The organism is Bacillus sp. UNC322MFChir4.1 (genome assembly GCF_000746135.1).
Taxonomy (GTDB): Bacteria; Bacillota; Bacilli; order Bacillales; family Bacillaceae_G; genus Bacillus_A.
In genome coordinates this window covers 1-18,025 of record NZ_JQKQ01000012.1, presented here as the reverse complement: position 1 = coordinate 18,025, position 18,025 = coordinate 1, and the positions used below count along the sequence as shown (strand labels likewise).

Annotated in this window: 18 protein-coding genes and 4 pseudogenes; 17 read left to right on the top strand and 5 right to left on the bottom strand. The window is 33.3% G+C overall.

What is annotated here, in order from left to right:
* Nucleotides 1–156: 156 nt before the first annotated feature.
* A pseudogene (locus tag BR72_RS27565) lies at nucleotides 157–240 on the top strand (IS6 family transposase); the annotation flags it as partial.
* 308 nt (nucleotides 241–548) lie between these two features.
* Here the strand turns inward: BR72_RS27565 and BR72_RS05380 are convergent.
* Nucleotides 549–1,457, bottom strand: a complete 909-nt coding sequence (locus tag BR72_RS05380; protein ID WP_035430724.1) for a VanZ family protein — start codon at nucleotides 1,455–1,457, stop codon at nucleotides 549–551.
* 763 nt (nucleotides 1,458–2,220) lie between these two features.
* Here BR72_RS05380 and BR72_RS05375 point away from each other — a divergent pair.
* A complete protein-coding gene (locus tag BR72_RS05375) occupies nucleotides 2,221–3,393 on the top strand; it encodes a serine hydrolase domain-containing protein (protein ID WP_035430722.1) in 1,173 nt (390 codons plus the stop codon).
* A 217-nt stretch (nucleotides 3,394–3,610) separates the two neighbouring features.
* A pseudogene (locus BR72_RS05370) lies at nucleotides 3,611–3,973 on the top strand (IS4 family transposase); the annotation flags it as partial.
* Between the two features lie 328 nt (nucleotides 3,974–4,301).
* On the opposite strand, the gene BR72_RS27435 reads toward BR72_RS05370, so the two are convergent.
* Both BR72_RS27435 and BR72_RS05365 read right to left on the bottom strand, forming a co-directional pair.
* The gene (locus tag BR72_RS27435; protein WP_331280387.1) at nucleotides 4,302–4,520 is read right to left on the bottom strand and encodes a hypothetical protein; all 219 of its coding nucleotides are present in this window, start codon (nucleotides 4,518–4,520) and stop codon (nucleotides 4,302–4,304) included.
* 33 nt (nucleotides 4,521–4,553) lie between these two features.
* Nucleotides 4,554–5,320 (bottom strand): annotated as a pseudogene (locus BR72_RS05365) (glycosyltransferase); the annotation flags it as partial.
* A 427-nt stretch (nucleotides 5,321–5,747) separates the two neighbouring features.
* On the opposite strand from BR72_RS05365, the gene BR72_RS05360 reads away from it, so the two are divergent.
* Complete coding sequence (locus tag BR72_RS05360; RefSeq protein WP_035430718.1) at nucleotides 5,748–6,767, top strand: zinc-binding alcohol dehydrogenase family protein; 1,020 nt, start codon at nucleotides 5,748–5,750, stop codon at nucleotides 6,765–6,767.
* 168 nt (nucleotides 6,768–6,935) lie between these two features.
* Here BR72_RS05360 and BR72_RS05355 read toward each other — a convergent pair whose 3' ends face one another.
* The gene (locus tag BR72_RS05355; protein ID WP_035430716.1) at nucleotides 6,936–7,127 is read right to left on the bottom strand and encodes a hypothetical protein; all 192 of its coding nucleotides are present in this window, start codon (nucleotides 7,125–7,127) and stop codon (nucleotides 6,936–6,938) included.
* A 399-nt stretch (nucleotides 7,128–7,526) separates the two neighbouring features.
* Here BR72_RS05355 and BR72_RS05350 point away from each other — a divergent pair, with 399 nt between their 5' ends.
* The 9 genes and pseudogenes from BR72_RS05350 to BR72_RS05310 all read left to right on the top strand — a co-directional run bounded on the left by BR72_RS05350 (nucleotide 7,527) and on the right by BR72_RS05310 (nucleotide 14,472).
* On the top strand, nucleotides 7,527–8,252 hold the full coding sequence (locus tag BR72_RS05350; RefSeq protein WP_035430715.1) for a metallophosphoesterase family protein: 726 nt from the start codon (nucleotides 7,527–7,529) through the stop codon (nucleotides 8,250–8,252).
* 353 nt (nucleotides 8,253–8,605) lie between these two features.
* Entirely contained in the window at nucleotides 8,606–9,166 is a 561-nt protein-coding gene (locus BR72_RS05345) for a hypothetical protein (protein WP_035430713.1), read from the top strand.
* A gap of 103 nt (nucleotides 9,167–9,269) precedes the next feature.
* Nucleotides 9,270–9,623 (top strand): SH3 domain-containing protein, encoded by a 354-nt coding sequence (locus BR72_RS05340; protein WP_035430712.1) that lies wholly within the window; start codon nucleotides 9,270–9,272, stop codon nucleotides 9,621–9,623.
* A 79-nt stretch (nucleotides 9,624–9,702) separates the two neighbouring features.
* A complete protein-coding gene (locus BR72_RS05335; protein ID WP_035430710.1) occupies nucleotides 9,703–10,230 on the top strand; it encodes a histidine phosphatase family protein in 528 nt (175 codons plus the stop codon).
* A 30-nt stretch (nucleotides 10,231–10,260) separates the two neighbouring features.
* Entirely contained in the window at nucleotides 10,261–10,932 is a 672-nt protein-coding gene (locus tag BR72_RS05330) for an HAD family hydrolase (RefSeq protein ID WP_035430709.1), read from the top strand.
* A gap of 64 nt (nucleotides 10,933–10,996) precedes the next feature.
* Nucleotides 10,997–11,503 (top strand): GNAT family N-acetyltransferase, encoded by a 507-nt coding sequence (locus tag BR72_RS05325; protein WP_035430707.1) that lies wholly within the window; start codon nucleotides 10,997–10,999, stop codon nucleotides 11,501–11,503.
* 210 nt (nucleotides 11,504–11,713) lie between these two features.
* The gene (locus tag BR72_RS05320) at nucleotides 11,714–13,090 is read left to right on the top strand and encodes a UDP-N-acetylmuramoyl-tripeptide--D-alanyl-D-alanine ligase (protein WP_035430705.1); all 1,377 of its coding nucleotides are present in this window, start codon (nucleotides 11,714–11,716) and stop codon (nucleotides 13,088–13,090) included.
* Nucleotides 13,091–13,462: 372 nt separating this feature from the next.
* The gene (locus BR72_RS05315) at nucleotides 13,463–14,017 is read left to right on the top strand and encodes a GNAT family N-acetyltransferase (protein ID WP_035430704.1); all 555 of its coding nucleotides are present in this window, start codon (nucleotides 13,463–13,465) and stop codon (nucleotides 14,015–14,017) included.
* A 91-nt stretch (nucleotides 14,018–14,108) separates the two neighbouring features.
* Nucleotides 14,109–14,472: pseudogene (locus BR72_RS05310) on the top strand (YkvA family protein).
* A 68-nt stretch (nucleotides 14,473–14,540) separates the two neighbouring features.
* Here the strand turns inward: BR72_RS05310 and BR72_RS05305 are convergent.
* Entirely contained in the window at nucleotides 14,541–14,915 is a 375-nt protein-coding gene (locus tag BR72_RS05305; protein ID WP_141771635.1) for a hypothetical protein, read from the bottom strand.
* Nucleotides 14,916–15,617: 702 nt separating this feature from the next.
* Between BR72_RS05305 and BR72_RS05295 the strand changes: the two genes are divergently transcribed.
* From BR72_RS05295 to BR72_RS05285, 4 genes are all read left to right on the top strand, one after another.
* Nucleotides 15,618–16,193, top strand: coding sequence for a peroxiredoxin family protein (locus tag BR72_RS05295; protein ID WP_035430699.1), 576 nt, complete (start codon nucleotides 15,618–15,620; stop codon nucleotides 16,191–16,193).
* 233 nt (nucleotides 16,194–16,426) lie between these two features.
* The gene (locus tag BR72_RS05290; protein ID WP_035430697.1) at nucleotides 16,427–17,317 is read left to right on the top strand and encodes a 3'-5' exonuclease; all 891 of its coding nucleotides are present in this window, start codon (nucleotides 16,427–16,429) and stop codon (nucleotides 17,315–17,317) included.
* 104 nt (nucleotides 17,318–17,421) lie between these two features.
* On the top strand, nucleotides 17,422–17,565 hold the full coding sequence (locus tag BR72_RS25305; protein ID WP_081904788.1) for an FbpB family small basic protein: 144 nt from the start codon (nucleotides 17,422–17,424) through the stop codon (nucleotides 17,563–17,565).
* Between the two features lie 42 nt (nucleotides 17,566–17,607).
* Nucleotides 17,608–17,742 (top strand): acid-soluble spore protein N, encoded by a 135-nt coding sequence (locus BR72_RS05285; protein ID WP_035430695.1) that lies wholly within the window; start codon nucleotides 17,608–17,610, stop codon nucleotides 17,740–17,742.
* Nucleotides 17,743–18,025 lie beyond the last annotated feature (283 nt).

Sequence of the window (18,025 nt, the reverse complement as noted above, 5' to 3'; positions counted from 1 at the left end):
AAAGTGCTGATTTTTGTATTTTCTTTTTTTTATTCATGTTTTAACCTCCAATATGTGATGGTAAAAAACAGGTATGGTAATTAGGGTTCTGGTGCAAAAACTTCAAAATATCTGCAAGTAATCTCCCAAACTTGGACATACTGATATTATTACTCTAAAAAAGGACAGATTCTCCAAAGGGAGAAGTCTGTCCAAAATCAAAAAGAATTCATTCATAAATTGTTTGGATTAGCTTCATAAGTTAGTAATTTAAAGGAATTTGACACTCTATGTTTCTATCAAGTATTTTTTGCACCAGAACCCTATCTCGGTTCCAGGGTCATTAGATTTGTAAAAAATGAACTTAAACTCCTCGCCTATAATACGCAAATCCCCGTTTAGTGTTTCTCTAATCCCCTTGATCTTTTCTAAAATGCGGTCAATAGAATTACTCACTCTGCGCTCACACCCTCCAATGAAATTAAGGACTGCCACCTGAATAACAGTCCGTTTTTACGTTTATTTTCTGTAATTTTCCCACCACTTAGTGATACAGGATGTATTGTTCCTTACTCCCACCAATGTTGCATTCCGCGGATTCCGACATCCCACAGCTTAGCGTTTTCGGAAACGATAATGGTCAGCTCGTTTACCTTGTTAAAAGGCAACTCCCGTAAAGCCTCTGCTCCTTGAGAAGATTGTTCGTTTAATCGATATACTTCTTGTCCATCTACGATTATTTTGGCTTCACCCTTAAAGTCTACATTGTCGGGAATGCCAAAATAAAAATAAAGCCTGACATTTTCTTTGTTCCCAAGAATATAGTTGTATGTTTTGGTTGATTCACCTTCACTGCTATACACGTTCATTTTCGGCTCTATTCGCTCACCTGCTACGGTGAAACTTGGAAGGTTCTCGATCATAGGTGTAGTTCCTGTCATTTTTTTCATAACAGTTAATGTTTGAATAGGGCCTTCTCTTTTTTTGATGATTTCAGAGACCACCATGACTCCAATTATAAGGACAACAATAGATAGAGCCGAAGCCATGAGCTTTTTATAAGAAATCTTTGAAGAAAATCCAACTCTATAGGTAACATAGCCAATCATTGCACCTAATGTATTGGAAATAACATCATTGACATCAAAGCTACCAAGATATGTTAAAGCCTGAATGGTTTCCAGAACGAGAATCGCTAAGACAAACAAGGATATGAACTTCCCAAATCTGACACGATACAATAGGGGAAATAGTATTCCAAAAGGGATAAAAGCAGCAATGTTTCCAAAATCAACAATCCATGAATAATTTAGTTCTGGAAATTTAAGCGGTACTCTTTCTGGAACAAGAATAAAGGTGTACCGTTCTACACTGGTTACACTATCGAGCCTGTTAAACGCAAAGAACATAAAAAATAAAACTAAAATTGTATAGCATATGGTGCCAGCTAAAATGATTTTCCGTGATTTCGTTTCCATAATTTCAATCTCCTTAAAGCTATTTGTTTCTGAATGATTTTACTTTGAATTAATACGTAAGTGGGTTCTGTTGCAAAGTTAGGGGTACCGCCACATCGTCATCAAGCTAAGGTTTTAATATACCCCCTAAATGAACATTTTCTTTTTCTACAGGTAGTTACTTTGAAAAGTCAGCTTATTTTTTCGTTTTGATGGCGTTTATTTTTCTTAAACTGATGGATATGGAGTCCCCCCTTAGGTTAAATAAATTTCGGCTTAGAAACAAGTGATTTTAACAATGTTCGGAGTAAATTAAATCTTTAATAATTAAAGGACGAAAAAAGAAACATAGAAGTGAAAAACTTCTGTGTTTCTTTTTGATTAATATAATTTATTGGAAAAGCATTTTCACAGATGCTTCTGCTATCCTATTATAGAAGCTATTTTGAACGTAAGAAATTTGTAAGGAATGGATAAGAAAAAAGAAATTTTTATTGTGTAGGATAAAAATATAAAGAAGAGTGAAAGGGGGATTAGATAAGATATATTTATGTAAAAAACAAACTAGTCATAAGAGTGTTCTAAGGAAAAGAAGTAATTTCTGGGGTTAACATACTCGTAAAAGAAGAGGGATTCACCGTTTGTTAGGACAAAAATAATCATTATGAAGATAATTACGAATTCCATGTTGTCCTTTTGTCATTGATGGAGATGATAGCTGTGTAATTAATACGAAACAACAAGCAACCACCCATACAATATGAATAGAGGAGAGGAATGCCTTATGAAAACACGTAGTCAAATTACATTTGTAAGTCTTGCCCTTTTAACAGCTGGAAGTTCCCTGTTATACACAACACCAACCTCAATTGTAAAAGCAGAGCCCACTGAAAATGTATCTAGTTCGTCACACACAAGCATTCAACGAGATCGTAATTCCGTCAAACAAGCAATGCGGGATACATTGCATCTTGGATTCCCGGGGATACTTGCTAAAACTTCTGAGGGTGGAAAAACGTGGGGTTATGCCGCTGGGGTAGCGAATCTGAGCACCAAGAAACCAATGAAAACAGATTTTCGCTTTCGTATTGCCAGCGTGACGAAGACGTTCACCGCAACGGTTGTACTTCAATTAGCTGCAGAGAACCGCCTGAATCTAGACGATTCCATCGAAAAATGGTTGCCTGGTGTCATTCAAGGAAACGGATATGATGCTAAACAGATTACTATCCGGCAGATATTGAACCATACAAGTGGTATCGCTGAATACTCAAGGTCAAAAGAAGCTGATTTTTTTAAGAATACAAAAAAATCGTTTACTGCTGAAGAACTAGTGAAGATTGGACTTTCGCTGCCCCCAGACTTTGTCCCAGGAAAGGGCTGGTCTTATTCAAACACAGGATACGTATTACTGGGTATCCTTATTGAAAAAGTAACCGGAAACAGCTATGCGGAAGAGATTGAAAATCGGATTATTGAACCACTTGAATTGTCGAATACATTTCTACCTGGCAATTCAAGCGTTATTCCAGGCACCAACCATGCCCGTGGATATTTCCAACCAGACGGAGTAAGTGAGCTAAAAGACGTTACTTATTATAACCCAAGTATAGGTAGCTCGGCTGGAGATATGATTTCTACTGCTGACGACTTAAACAAATTCTTCTCTTACTTACTCAGTGGTAAATTACTGAATGAACAGCAACTAAAACAAATGCTTACTACAGTTCCTACAGGAAGTGCTGAACTCGGCGGATATGGTCTTGGAATCTATGAAACTAAGCTTCCAAACGGTGTCTCGATATGGGGACACTCAGGTGGCATTCCAGGGTTTAGTACTTTTGCTGGAGGTACACTTGGAGGTAAGCATACGTTAGCAGTCAATTTGAACAGCTTAGGAACAGCTGACAATCCTGATCCTTTTAAAAATATTTTACTTGCTGAATTTAGCAAGTAGGCAAAAAGGAAAACCGGATAAATTTTGTCATAGTTTTTATAGTTAAATATATACCTTTCTGGTTCAAAAACCCCAAATTACTCTAAAAAATGATTTTGGTGTTTTTGGAATTTTGGTGGCAACTCAATGCTATTAAGCTAATAAAACAAAATCCTCCCTAAAATGAAAAAATACGCTATTCTTTCTGTAGAATCATAGGAAAGGATGGCGTGTTTGTATGCCTATTTCTGTATCTGATGAATTACAACTATTTGCTCAAGAGATTCAAAACTTTTTATTTCCAAATATCTTACGAACTCTTGCTAGAGATGTTGGTTTCGTACAACGAACCAGTAAATACCAAGCAAAAGGTTTAGTCGCTTTATGTGTATGGATGAGTCAAAATATTGCTTGGACTTCTTTAACTCAATTATCTAGCCGTTTGGAAGCATCAACAGAAGTGCTCATCAGCCCTGAGGGATTGAATCAACGATTTAATCAAGCGGCTGTCCAATTTTTACAACACCTATTAGCTGAACTACTAAACCAAAAATCGACCTCATCTATGCCGATTTCTTCTCCATATACTTCTGTCGTCAAATGAAAGAAACGAGATGTCATAGCTGGATGTTGTTCTGTATCCCAAACTTGTCTTTTTGTTTTTGATTGGAGGTTATAAGACCTATATGTATTCCACAGAAACATGAAAATAAATGAGAGAATACCCCATGCAAGAATAATAAATATCATGATTCGAATATGTGATCGGTTTGTATTCAACAAAAACAATAGGAATTCCATAAAATCCATATGCCACTTGAAACAATTCATGATAATAAAAATACCAAATATCATAATATAAAACCATAAAGAGAAGGATATACAATGTTGTAAAAATCTCATTTTCGTTAAATTCAAATCATTAATAATTATTTCGTTTGTTGTAGACATCTGTCTGGACTTTCCCATACTACAAATTTTCCTTTCCGATTTGTTAAAGCTTTCACAATCGCCATTATAATTACAAAAACATTAATATACCAATAACATATCGGATACCAAGCAGCCCATAAATATTCTTTTATTAAATTTACATCATATTTTTTATCTATCATGATCGCAATGAAAAATTGAAACACACATATCATCGATAATCCCCCTGATGATATTGTAAATAATTTCAAAAAGTCAAATGTAAAAGAAATATTTATGAAAAGATTCACAGTCATAAGGAACCATATAATACTTATAAGTTGTTCTATATAAATTATATATAACCTTTTATGTTTCCAACTTAAAAAGATATTCTTATGTTTAATTAAAACTTCTAAGCCACCTTGTGCCCATCGAATTCTTTGTTTCCACAATCCAGATAAGGTTTCGGGAACTAGCATCCAACAAATAGCACGGGGTTCATATTTAATTTGCCAACCTTTTTTCTGTAATTTCCAAGTTACCGCAATATCTTCCGATAAAATATCTCGATCTCATAATTGACAATCTAATAATGCTTGTTTTCGAAAGGCAACAACGACACCCAAAACTGTCATTATACCTCCATATATACTTTGCGTTCTTTTAATCATACCTAATATGATTGAAAGCTCAGATATTTTTATTTTGCTTAATAGATTATTCCGATTTCTAACTCTCGGATTTCCAGTTACTGCACCTATATTGTTTCCTTGGTTAGCAGTTGAAAAATGTGGAATCATACATTGTAATGCATGTACATCTAATATCGCATCAGCATCTATGCAAACTAAAAAATCTCCTTTTGAAGCCAATAATCCGGCATGTAATGCATTGGCTTTTCCAAGATTTTTTTCACATTGACACATCGTAAGTTAGGATATTTACCAATGAGCTGTTTAACGATAGGAACGGTTTGATCTGTACTTCCATCATTTATCACAATCACTTCATAATGGGGATACTTTTGTTTCATTACATGATATATCGTTTCTCGAATTGTTTGTTCTTCATTGTAACAAGGTATTAAAATTGAAACAAACGGTGTTTCATCTCGAGAAAGTATTTGTTTAGATTCTATACAAATATAAAATACAATAGCACCGACCATCCAAATAATAGACATACAAATTGGATCCCATATTACAAATTCAGATAGAAAAGACATCATATTATCTACACCTCTACAGGTTTATTTCCAAAGTAACGTTACTTATTACAATTAGAATAAATGATTTTGTAACTAATACCTATTGTTAAATAATACTGATTTTGTCATTTCTTATAACCCTGGTAAGACCACTTGTAATACTATGTGACATAATTGTGTCTTCTTACATAAATTGATTTTGCAATTTATAATGTAAAGAAAAGCTCAATTTTATGAAGCGGAGGGAATGAATATGAAAGCAGTTGGTTTATTAGAATATTTACCTATCGAAAATGAGAACAGTTTAATCGATATTGAATTACCACGTCCAATACCGAAAGGAAAGGATTTACTCGTAAAAATTCATGCTATTTCTGTTAATCCTGTTGATACAAAAGTTCGAGCACCAAAAGATAAGAAAGAAGAAGAGTATAAAATACTCGGCTGGGATGCTAGCGGCGTTGTTGTAGAAGTTGGAGAAGAGTGTACTTTGTTTCAGCCAGGTGATGAAGTTTTCTATGCAGGAAGTATTATTAGACAAGGTACATATAGTGAATATCATCTAGTGGATGAGAGGATTGTTGGGGTGAAACCGAAAAATTTGACCCATGCACAATCAGCTGCGATTCCTTTAACTGCGATTACAGCGTGGGAAGGTTTGTTTGAACGCTTAGCAATTGATGTAAACAATAAGGAAAAGAATGAACTGAAAAACATTTTAATCATTGGCGGTGCAGGCGGTGTAGGTTCTATTGCCATCCAATTAGCAAAATGGGCTGGCCTTAACGTGATAACAACTGCCTCTCGAAAGGAGACGAGAGAGTGGGTGGAACGTTTAGGTGCTGATTATGTGATCAATCATCATGAATCATTAAAAATACAATTATCACAAATTGAAATAGAAGAAGTTGATTATATTTTCTGCTTAAATAATACAGATCAACACTGGAGCGGTATGGCAGAAGTAATCAAACCACAGGGGAAAATTTGTTCAATTGTAGAAAATGAGAAACCGTTAGAGTTAGGGTTATTAAAAAGTAAAAGTGCTTCATTTGTTTGGGAATTCATGTTTACAAGAGCTATGTACCAGACTGAAGATATGATGAATCAACATCTTTTGTTAAATCAAGTTAGCGAATTACTGGATCAAAATGTGATTAAGACGACTGTAAACAAGACGTTATCACCAATTCATGCAGCTAATATTAGAAAAGCACATGCGATGATTGAAACAGGAAGTACGATTGGGAAGATCGTTTTAGAAACATTTTAAAAGTAAATAAATGAGCGATATATGAAGAATGAGGCTGTGTGTATTACAGCCCCATTTTTTATATGGTTGAAATAATGCTATTAATTTTGATAAACCAATAAAAGAAAAAAGTTTGACTGTTTTGTATTCCTTCTTCAATTAACATACTGACTGATGTAATATTTTACTTTAAAAGATTTCTGGCTTTTCAACATATAAGCCTAAAATATATCCACAATTCAAACAAAAATATGAAGATATCGGTGAAGATTGACTTCTTGGGTTGTTATAGGAAAACATATGAACTACTCCGCTGCCTGCATTTATAATCCCTTTCTCAATTTGATTAGCATTACACTTAGGACATACTTTCTCTTTCAACGTTTTTCACTCCATTCTTTTATTTAAGTTCCATTTTCATATATATTTTAACAGGAATTTGAAATGTGTTGCTCCATTAAACTGTAGCTTTAGTTCCTTAAGATTAAGCGGGAAAGTATAAAGAGTTTTCGGTTAATCTTTTTTCAAAACGATACGACTTTATTTCAAAACCACAGTTTGCTTGCTTCTAATTTGTTAAACTTCCGCATATATGTGAATTTGAAATAGAGTCACGATGTTTAATAGCAAGAGCTAATCCTAAAAATATTTAGTGTCGGCTTTTTCCAATTAATGTATAATAATAGTGTGAATATTCATTTTATATAAATTGAGGGCAGAATTTTTTCATATTTATGATGAAATAAAAGTGAAACTATAAATTCTGAAGGGGTAATTGGTATGAAAATCGCGATAATAGCCGACATTCACGGAAATAAAGATGCCTTACAAGCTGTACTAACAGATATTAATAACCGAGGGATTCAATCTATTTATAATTTAGGGGATAGCTTATATGGTCCTTTATTTCCACTGGAAACCTATGATCTTTTAATGAACCAAAATATTCAAAGTATTAAAGGGAATTGCGATCGAATTTTATTAGAGTCTAATACGTCTAATTTAACAGTTCAATATGTACAGAATTTATTAGAGGATGAGCATAAAAAGTGGATTTCTAATTTACCTAATTTTTTACAAACAGATGATTTTTATTTTTGTCATGGAGCACCGGCAAGTGATGAAATATATTTGTTAGAGGAAATGAACGCTAGTGGATCAGTGCTTAAAAAGACAGAAGATATTATGAAATTAGTAAATGGTATTCCACAAAGGCTTATTTTTTGTGCGCATACACATATACCAAGAGTCATTTATCTTCCAAATGATAAAATAATTATTAACCCAGGAAGTGTTGGACTACCTGCTTATGAAGATGAATTACCAATCTATCATAAAATGGAATCAGGTTCACCATTTGCTAATTATACAATTGTTACAAAACAAGAAAATGATTGGATGATAGAGCAATTACATATTCCTTATAATCGAGATGGAGCAATTAACAAAAGTGAAATAAACGGTCGCTTAGATTGGGCTAGAGCGGTGAAAACAGGAAGAATATAAACTTTTATAAACTGAGAAGTATGATGATGATAACCTTTAGACATAATTACGACTAAAGGTTTTTTAGTATAAAAAATTAAACAAATACAAAATTACAAGGAGACAAATTTATGGAAAATAATAAAAATGTAATACTCGCTTTGACTGTTTTTGCTTTAGGTTTAGCATTTTTTGTTGGAGGCATGGTTTATTCATTATGGGGATCATTTTGAATGCTTAAATTGTCGGTTTGAAACAAAGACGCATCGTTTTGAAGAAAGTCGTACCGTTTATAAAAAAGATGAACTGAAATAACTTATCTAAGTGGCGAAGGGATTTCAGCTCATCTTTTTTATATCAAAGGAGGGAATCTTATGTATATTTTAATCGGGATTGGAATTTTAATTGTTGTTCTCGTCTTTTTATTAGCAGAAAAAATTGCTGCAAACTCAGCGATGATGGTAAGTTTTCAAGGAAAACAGCTAAAAAAGTTTCTTTTAGGAATAACAGCTATTGGTGTTCTTTGTACTGCTTACGGTATATATCATAAAATGACATATAAACTTCCATTTATTGATATTACGGTAAATAATGAGGAATATACAGTCTTTGGAAACATTGGGGAGTTAGGATATTATTCCGATGAATTGATTAAAAAAGGAAAAGAAACTCACATGTATATCACACTTTGGGAAGATATTCGCCTAGTGGATGCTCAAATGGTTATCACTTATCCATCTGGAAAAGTAGAAGTTTGGGAGCCGCAAATGTCTTTGCTTATGGATACAACGAAACAAGATGTGAATAAGAAATTTAAAATCAAAGAAATTTATGAGATGTCTCCTTACACATTTAAAGAATCAGGAAATGTAAAAGTAACCTTAAAAAATGGAGCGGATACAATTGGGAGCATGTTAATGAAAGTGCAAGAATAATTTTTTTGCTTTTTCTGTAAAAGGATTCACTATACTTTTTGTCGAATTTACAGGAAATAGGTAAAATTATAGTGTTACGTAGATAAGAAAGAAGGGATTCGTAGTGAATTATGTAGTTATAAAAAGTCATAGGACGAATTATCCGAATCCTATTAGCTTAATTAAGGGGCAGTCATTTACTATTGGAGAAAAATATAATGGACCGGAGAAGTGGATTAATTGGTACTTTTGTACGATAGTCGATAAAAATAGTTCAGGATGGGTGCCAGCGCAAATTATCCAATGGAAGGGGACAGAAGGTATTGCTAAGGAAGATTATACCGCAAAAGAGTTAGATGTTGATGAGGGTGAACGTTTAGTGTGTTTAAAAGAACTTAATGGATGGATTTGGTGTCAAAGAGTTCTTACTCTTGAAGAAGGATGGGTACCAAAAGAAAATGTAAAGCTTACAATATAAATAGTAAAGAGGTTATAAAAGTAATAAGAAAAGCTATCAATTAGAGGAGAAAAATTCGCAAGTAAAGGGAGGACAGGCAATGATTTATGTGGTTCGACACGGACAAACAGATTTGAACAAAGAAGGAAGGCTACAAGGAAGAGCAGGATTGCCATTAAATAAACAAGGTATAGAGCAAGCAAGATGTTTAAGAGATAAATTAAAAGAGATAAAATTCGATTACATATTTTCCTCTCCGCAAGAAAGAGCAATTCAAACAGCAGAAATAGCAACAGGTATTAAAGTAATAATTGATGAAAGACTTGATGTTTTTGATTTAGGAGAAGCTGATGGATTAAAAAAAGGTGAAGTAAAAATGGATGGAGCTGTGCCCGATACGAGTGTTTATAACGGTGTTGAAGAACCGAATCGTTACGTAAAAAGAGTTTTCAGTTTCATGAATGAACTTGAAAGTAAATACGGCCAGAAAGAGTTAAATATTTTATTGTCTGGGCATAGATGTACAACAGGTTGTATAGCTGCTTATTTTGAAGGGATACCAGAAGACAGCAATATTTTAAAACTTTCATCAAATAATGGAGAATATAAAACATACAACTTTAAATAATTGCAAAATTTCGAAATAAGGAGAGTCAATATGATTAAAGCTGTTATTTTCGATTTAGATGGAACGCTATTAGACAGAGATCATTCTCTTAATCTCTTCATTAGAGACCAATATAAAAGGTATATCAATGAATTGAATCATATAACTGAAGAACAATATGTAACTCGGTTCATTGAATTAGATAATAAGGGTTATGTTTGGAAAGACAAAGTATATGAGCAATTGCTTAGAGAATATGCTATTTCCAGTTTAACTTGGGAGCAATTATTAGAGGATTATATAAACAACTTTCAATATCACTGTACACCTTTTCCTCATATGGAGAATGTTTTACAGGAGCTTAAGAATAGAGGGTTATTATTAGGTATGATCACAAATGGATTTACTGAATTTCAATTACTGAATATTCATGCTCTTAATATTGAGAAGCATATGGATACTATATTAGTGTCCGAACAAGAGGGGATAAAAAAACCACAGGCTGACATCTTCCTAAGAGCTATAGAAAGACTAGGTGTCAAACCAGAAGAAAGTATATTCATAGGCGATCATCCAGAGAATGATGTAATAGCGGCTAGGAATGTAGGAATGCATGCAATATGGAAGAAGGATACATTTTGGGGACAGCCGTTTACAGATGAGCATGTCATTGAGGAGTTACAGGAGTTGTTGCATGTAGTGAATACGTTTCAAAAAGTATAATACATCAAAAGAAATAGAGAAATACAGTAACTTAAATAAAGTTCTATTGGGAGAGGGTATTGAATTGTTCATAAGAGAGGCAGCAGAAAGCGATGCAGCGGAAATTTTATATATTCGAAAGAGCATTATTTCTCAAAATAAATTTTTTATCCCCACTAGCGAAGAATTTCATGTTGATATTGAAACGCAGAGAAAGAAAACAATTACAACTAGTCAGCAGGGCGGCATAACATTTGTTGCAGAAGATGGTGGACGAATTGTTGGTTTTCTAGTTTTTACAAGAAATTCTATGAAACGCCTGAATCATACTGGCTCATTTGGCATGGGAATTTTAGAAGGTTATCGTAATCAAGGTGTCGGAACAAAATTGCTTTCACAATTAATAGATTGGACAAAAACACAAAAAGGTATAGAAAAAATTTGTTTAGGTGTTTTCTCAACAAATGAACGAGCGATAAAAGTATATGAAAAAATCGGTTTTAAAGAAGAGGGCAGAGAGCAACGGCAAATTAAATTTGCGGATGGCCGATATGCAGATAATGTTTTGATGGCGTTGTATTTACAGCAATAATTTAAAGGGTATCGTTTTGAAATATATGAATTCATGTATTATTTATGATTCAAACAGCCATGATTCTAAAATTTGTTGTTCCATTAAAAAATATTTCATACTGAGAATCTTTGATCTAATTAGATTTCTTTATTATTATTTGCTTAATTTTAATGAAATAAAATTAGTAGACGAGATAGTAGAAATAATTATAAATGGAGAGTGACTATTTTGATTCAAAGAAGATTGCTTGAAATAGAACAAATGGTAATCGGAGAAGGTTTACAGACGAAATATCATAATCATCTTATAAAAGGGGTTTCTATTAATTCGAAAGCGATAAGACCGGGCAATTTATTTATCCCAATTGTTAGGGTAAAGAACGGTCATGATTATGTGGAAGAGGCGATACAGCGAGGAGCTATTGCTTCTTTGTGGGAGAAATCTCAGCCAAATCCACCGAAAGATATACCATTAATTTTTGTAAATGATACATTAGTAGCTTTGCAACACTTAGCACGATCTTACAGAAATCAATTGTCTGTCAATATAATTGGTGTTACAGGAAGCAACGGAAAGACAACAACAAAGGATTTAATTAACTCTGTATTAAATACAACATACAAAGTTCATAAAACAAAAGGTAATTTGAATAGCCAAATTGGTTTACCATTAACAATCCTAGAAATTGAAGAGGATTGTGAAATAGCAGTATTAGAGATGGGGATGAGTGAACGCGGACAAATTCAACGTTTGTCAGAAATTGCTGAACCGAATATATCTGTTATCACAATGATTGGACAATCGCACATACAAACATTGGGTTCAAGAGAAGCAATAGCAGATGCAAAACTTGAAATAGTAATGAACTTAAAGGAAAAAAGTTTACTTATTTACATCGGGGATGAACCTCTTTTAAATGAAAAAATTCAAACGTTGCTTAACTCCAATCAGATTAAATGTATCAAATTTGGTGAATCTTTTTTAAATGATGTTTATCCTGTGTCTATGAAAGAACATTCAAAAGGAATCGATTTTACATTAAACGATAAATCAACTTATTTTATACCTCTCCATGGAAAACATAATGTTTACAACGCTATTATTGCTATAAAAGTTGGTGAACAATTCAATTTAAATCGACAGAAAATTAAACAAGGATTAAAACAAGTAGAAATAACAGAAATGCGATTTGAAATGTTGAAAGCAAAATCAGGGGCTACAATTATTAATGATGCTTGGAATGCTAGTCCTTCTTCTGTTAAAGCAGCGATCGAAACATTTGAACAACTTGTAGGATACAAACAGAAAATTATTGTGTTAGGTGATATGTTGGAGTTGGGTCTAGAGGAAGAAAAATACCACCGAGAAATTGGTGAGATAGTAAATCCCGACACAATAGATTACATTTTCACAATTGGAGAACTTGCGAACATGATTGCACAAGAAGCAAAACCTAGATATAAAAAAGGAAAAGTGAAGGCATTTCGCACAAAAGAAGAGGCTATTATAGAAATCCGGTCCGTATGTAATCCGGAAGATGCAGTCTTGGTAAAAGGTTCAAGAGGAATGGCTCTAGAAGAAGTAGTCCGAAAATTAATGAAATAATATAGGGTTAATAATTTATATACGTACAAATTAAAAAATCGACATAAAAAACCCTCTTTCTTTTTAGGATGGCGAGAGTATCTGGCCAGGCATAGGAGCGGTCAGGGCCTATTTCTGCCACATGCAAGGTTTAAAACAAAAAGAAAAAGCAAGTAGCAGTCATGTTGTATTTTTCATAGAAGTGACTTATATGTCGGAAAATTAAACTGGATATATATAATTAGCACAAGTTAGGTAAACAAAAGATGTTTTCATAGCAGGGACACTTTATCAGTCTAAAACAATTTTTTAATAGTGTAATACATACTTCTATGGTCTAAAATATTTTTTCACTAATTTCATAAAAACAATTCGAAAGGAAGAGACATAGTTATGTTCCCAATATTAGAAACAGAACGTCTACGCTTAATCGAGATAAATCAGACCTATAGCCAAAATATATATGACATTTTTTCAATTGAAGAGGTAACACGTTACTATGGGATGAAGCCTTTTAATGAGATAGAGCAAGCCATTCAAATGATTAATTCTTTTGCGAAAAATTTTCAAGAAAAACGAGCGATTCGTTGGGGAATCGTTGTGAAGGAAACAGGTGATTTTGTTGGTACAGTAGGTTTTAACAATTTACAACTTTGGAGTAAACGAGCAGAGATAGGTTACGATATTCACCCTGCTTTTTGGAGAAAAGGATATGCATCTGAAGCAGTAAAAGAAGTGTTAGCATATGGATTTCAAAAGCTTGATCTATTTCGGATTGGAGCAATTACATACCCTGAAAATACGGCATCTTCTCATTTGTTATTAAAATTAGGGTTTCAGAAAGAAGGATTGTTGAGAGGTTATATTTATCAAGGAAATCAATCAAATGATGCTTTAGTTTATTCGATTTTGAAAACTGATTGGGAGAAAGTAGGGAATCTTGAATAGTGAATGCAAAATTACAAGAAAATGAAGGGGATCTATTTTGAGTCAAAATAAACGGGTACAAACGGAAAAAGAATTATCAATTATACAGAAAATGAAAAGGTGGGCAAAGAATTTAAAGAAACAAGTTCTTCTGCTGTATTTAGCATACCAAGATAAAAGAGTTCCATGGCATGCTAAGCTGTTTACGATGCTCGTTGTTGCCTATGCTTTTAGTCCTATCGATTTAATCCCGGACTTCATTCCAATCTTAGGATATCTTGATGATCTTATTCTTGTTCCTATCGGTGTTTATTTGGCATTAAAACTTATCCCTGAAGAAGTATTAGAGGATTGTAAAAGAAAAATCACTTGTAAATAAACCTAAGAATTGGATAACAGCAATACTTATCATATGCATTTGGCTACTTGTTTTTATATGGATTGGAAAATTTGTTTTATCATATATGGGTCATTAATTATTTTAAATTTATGTTTATACAAAAAAGAGATCCGTACTTGATCTCTTTTTTGTAAATAGTAATTTTCACTTGTATTTCTTTTCAATCCAATTAATGAAAAGGTACGACATACTCAATTCAATTACCATTAAAAACAGATGAAATGAGTAATGATATACAAGAAAAAGATATAATGCGCTAAATGGGACACTTAAGAAAATACTGCCGTATTTATTTTTAGTAAAAAAGTAAATAGCCGCTCCGCAAATCATACCGATTAATAACGATTCTAAGGCTATAAACAGAATGGAGTCTCTGTAGTAGAAGTCTAATATGTAAGTGAATTGTCCTGGAAAGTTTGCATAAAAAATCCAAAGTAAGATAATCCATATATTCAAAGTAATGATGAAATCTTTTCCGAAATGTATGGTTATAAATGCTTGCCAATTACGATGCTGCATAACTCTTACACTTCTTATCAAGAGAAAAATAAGAGCAAAGAACCCAGCCCAAGTAATTATTACTTGTGTAATCTCTGATATGGTAATCACCCCTTCAATATTTCCTAACTTTATACGAGCAAACAAGAGGCTGCAAAATAAAACTAGAAAGAACACCATACAATATCGTGATAGTTACTTTTATTTCTATAGGAAATGAGCTTTTAAAAATAAAAAACCATATGAGAATGGTAAAAAAAGTATACATGAATAAGGAGAATTTTGTAACGGTTAGTTCTTCCTTACAGTTCTCGCAAACGAGCTTATGAGAATTATTTCTTAGAAATAGCTGCTTATTACTGAATGTAGCATTACAATTTGAACACCTTTTCATCGGAAAACCTCCACTCGTTTTATAAAATTCTTAGTATAAATATAATTTTGAGAAATTTAATATTTTTTCTCTTTATGTAATCATTGTATTGAAGAGAAGGAGTATTTATCTTGAGGTTTGTATGTTTTTGGGGATTTATAACACATTTTTTAGGGAATTCTATACTTTTAATATACAATTCACCAACAGAAAATTCCTTCATTTTCACGAGAATATGCTTTTCTTCCCATAGAGAATATTTCCATCTTTCTCCGTATAAGCTAAAATAAAGTAAAACTGTCTTTTTTGAGGGCCTATGGGACAAAGATAAAATATAAGGAATGGTGTATATGTGGAGGAAAATAGCAATTGTTGTTGTGTTAGTAGGTTTAGCTGGTTATGCAATCTATCAGCAGTTTGGGAAAGAGAAGGTAGAAGTAACAGATAATCAAGAACAAAGTACAAACGATGAGAAAGAAGTAATTGCGCAAAATGGCATTGAAATTGGAAAGGCGGCACCTGATTTTGAATTGTCCAAGCTTGACGGTACTAAGGTTAAGCTTTCTGATTTAAAGGGGAAGAAGGTAATTTTGAACTTTTGGGCAACGTGGTGCGGTCCATGTCAAAGAGAAATGCCTGATATGCAGGAGTTTTATAGTAAATACCAAAATGATGTAGAAATATTAGCGGTAAATTATACAGCGTCAGAGGGATCAGAAGGAAAAGAGAAGGTTCGAAAATTTGCAGAGGAGAAAGGGGTTACCTTTCCAATTCTACTTGATACAGAAATAAAGGTAACAACTACTTATAAAGTCATTACGATTCCAACGTCATATTTTGTTGATACAAAAGGTGTTATCCAAGATAAATTTATTGGACCGATGACGGTGAATGAAATGGAGAAAAGAGTTGCAAATTTAAAGTAAAGATGCAAGTAGGAATGGCATGTGTACCATTCCTATTTTCTATTTAAAAGCTATATACAAGTTGGAAAATCCCTTTTTTTAGTGGGGGGAGAGAGCATCTAGCCGTGCATAGTAGCGGTCATGTAGTATTTTGAATAGCAGCTTTATATTTCGAATAGTGAGCATGGATATACAGTTGAGTTTCTTATAGTATATTAAGTTATAATATAAATAAAAAAGCTGAGGAGAAGGTTATGGGAAATTATACAGGTGATTATGTTGTAATTGATTTTGAAACGACAGGGTTTAATCCTCATCAAGATAGTATTATTCAAATGGCTGCAATTCGATATCGAGATCATATTTGCACGGATCAATTTGTTTCGTATGTGAATCCAGAGAGAATGATTCCAAGTCGGATTACAATGTTGACAGGGATTCGGAATTTTGATGTTGCAGCCGCGCCGACAATTGATATTGTATTACCAGAGTTTGTTTCATTTCTTGGAGAAGATACAATTATTGCTCATAATGCATCTTTTGATATGAGGTTTTTAAAGAGTAATATGGAACGATTAAGAATTGGCACACCGAAAAATGTCGTGATTGATACACTTAGTTTAGCAAAACGATATATAAAACAAGTACCAAATCATAAATTAGAAACTCTCAAACGATTGTTACAAATTGAAGTGGCTTCTCACAATGCATTAGATGATTGTTTCACTTGTGCAGCTGTATATCAAAAGTGTGTAGAGCTAAAGGGCGGAAAAGTAAAAAAGGTGATTTCTAAAGCTATAACACAAGAAGAAGAAAGAGCTTATGAGATTGTAAGAGCAATATTGGAAAAACATAATAAAGATACAACAGTTATTCATCACGCGAGTGTCGGGAAGTATTTGGACATTAAAGCAATGTATTCATTTGCGAGGATTAAGCTAAAAGGAAGAAAAAGATATGTATTAACAAATAAAGAACAAGAGGAAATAGTAGCATTGTATCCGAGTGTTATTTGTGAAGCTGCGACGAAAAGTGAATGGGGTCTTACAAGAATCATGATCGATCAGCCTGAAGATTTAGTTGCTTTTGAAGGTGTGATTCTTGAGGCGTACGAGGAAATAAACCAAATATTGCAGCGTTCTTAAATTGTTAGTTACATTTCATGTGCGAAAATAAAATCTTCTCATAAATCTGATTAGAGTGTTTTTTTGCTGTTCATACTAGTAATACGAAAGAAAGGGTGAACAGTATGAGAAGAACTCGACGAAAATCGTTTGAAGAGCTTGTGAATGAAAATAAACGGCAACTACTTAATGATCGTGATGCGATTGAACGGATTGAAGAAAAATTAGAAAAGCGCTACGAAATACGTATTTTTAAACAGGCTGAATAATTCTTACAACTAGAATGATACTAGTTGTAAGGAGGCGATATAATGGGTAATCCAAAGAAAAAACCACAAGATTTTGCACCAAATCAGATTGGGATGCAGTCAAGATCAGCGGGCGGTAATAAAGGAAAACAAATGCAAGATAAATCAGGGAAACAACCAATTGTTGATAACGGTTAAGAAGAAGGCGATTTACCTTATAAAATAAGAAAGTACACCACTTTTTAAGGAGGCCACTGAAAAAGTCCTCATAGTTCAAAAAGTGAAAGCTTCCCCGATGAAATCGAGGAAGCTTTCACTTTTTTTATGTATAATGGTTGTACTAACTCTAGGTGGTGTCTCGGATGATTTCAAAACAACAACCTCTTAACCTTAGCCCATTCATGGCGATTTACGATATCGTCGTGCCAAAAGATAATATGCTTCGTCAATTTAATGAAATGGTTGATTTTTCTTTTGTGTT

Bases quoted from the DNA above. Each gene is read 5' to 3' on its own strand.
- BR72_RS05380 (WP_035430724.1), bottom strand. From the start codon at position 1,457: ATGGAAACGAAATCACGGAAAATCATTTTAGCTGGCACCATATGCTAT.
- BR72_RS25305 (WP_081904788.1), top strand. From the start codon at position 17,422: ATGAGAAGAACTCGACGAAAATCGTTTGAAGAGCTTGTGAATGAAAAT.
- BR72_RS05350 (WP_035430715.1), top strand. From the start codon at position 7,527: ATGAAAATCGCGATAATAGCCGACATTCACGGAAATAAAGATGCCTTA.
- BR72_RS05335 (WP_035430710.1), top strand. From the start codon at position 9,703: ATGATTTATGTGGTTCGACACGGACAAACAGATTTGAACAAAGAAGGA.
- BR72_RS05285 (WP_035430695.1), top strand. From the start codon at position 17,608: ATGGGTAATCCAAAGAAAAAACCACAAGATTTTGCACCAAATCAGATT.
- BR72_RS27435 (WP_331280387.1), bottom strand. From the start codon at position 4,520: ATGATATGTGTGTTTCAATTTTTCATTGCGATCATGATAGATAAAAAA.
- BR72_RS05345 (WP_035430713.1), top strand. From the start codon at position 8,606: ATGTATATTTTAATCGGGATTGGAATTTTAATTGTTGTTCTCGTCTTT.
- BR72_RS05315 (WP_035430704.1), top strand. From the start codon at position 13,463: ATGTTCCCAATATTAGAAACAGAACGTCTACGCTTAATCGAGATAAAT.
- BR72_RS05290 (WP_035430697.1), top strand. From the start codon at position 16,427: ATGGGAAATTATACAGGTGATTATGTTGTAATTGATTTTGAAACGACA.
- BR72_RS05305 (WP_141771635.1), bottom strand. From the start codon at position 14,915: ATGCAGCATCGTAATTGGCAAGCATTTATAACCATACATTTCGGAAAA.
- BR72_RS05360 (WP_035430718.1), top strand. From the start codon at position 5,748: ATGAAAGCAGTTGGTTTATTAGAATATTTACCTATCGAAAATGAGAAC.
- BR72_RS05330 (WP_035430709.1), top strand. From the start codon at position 10,261: ATGATTAAAGCTGTTATTTTCGATTTAGATGGAACGCTATTAGACAGA.
- BR72_RS05375 (WP_035430722.1), top strand. From the start codon at position 2,221: ATGAAAACACGTAGTCAAATTACATTTGTAAGTCTTGCCCTTTTAACA.
- BR72_RS05295 (WP_035430699.1), top strand. From the start codon at position 15,618: ATGTGGAGGAAAATAGCAATTGTTGTTGTGTTAGTAGGTTTAGCTGGT.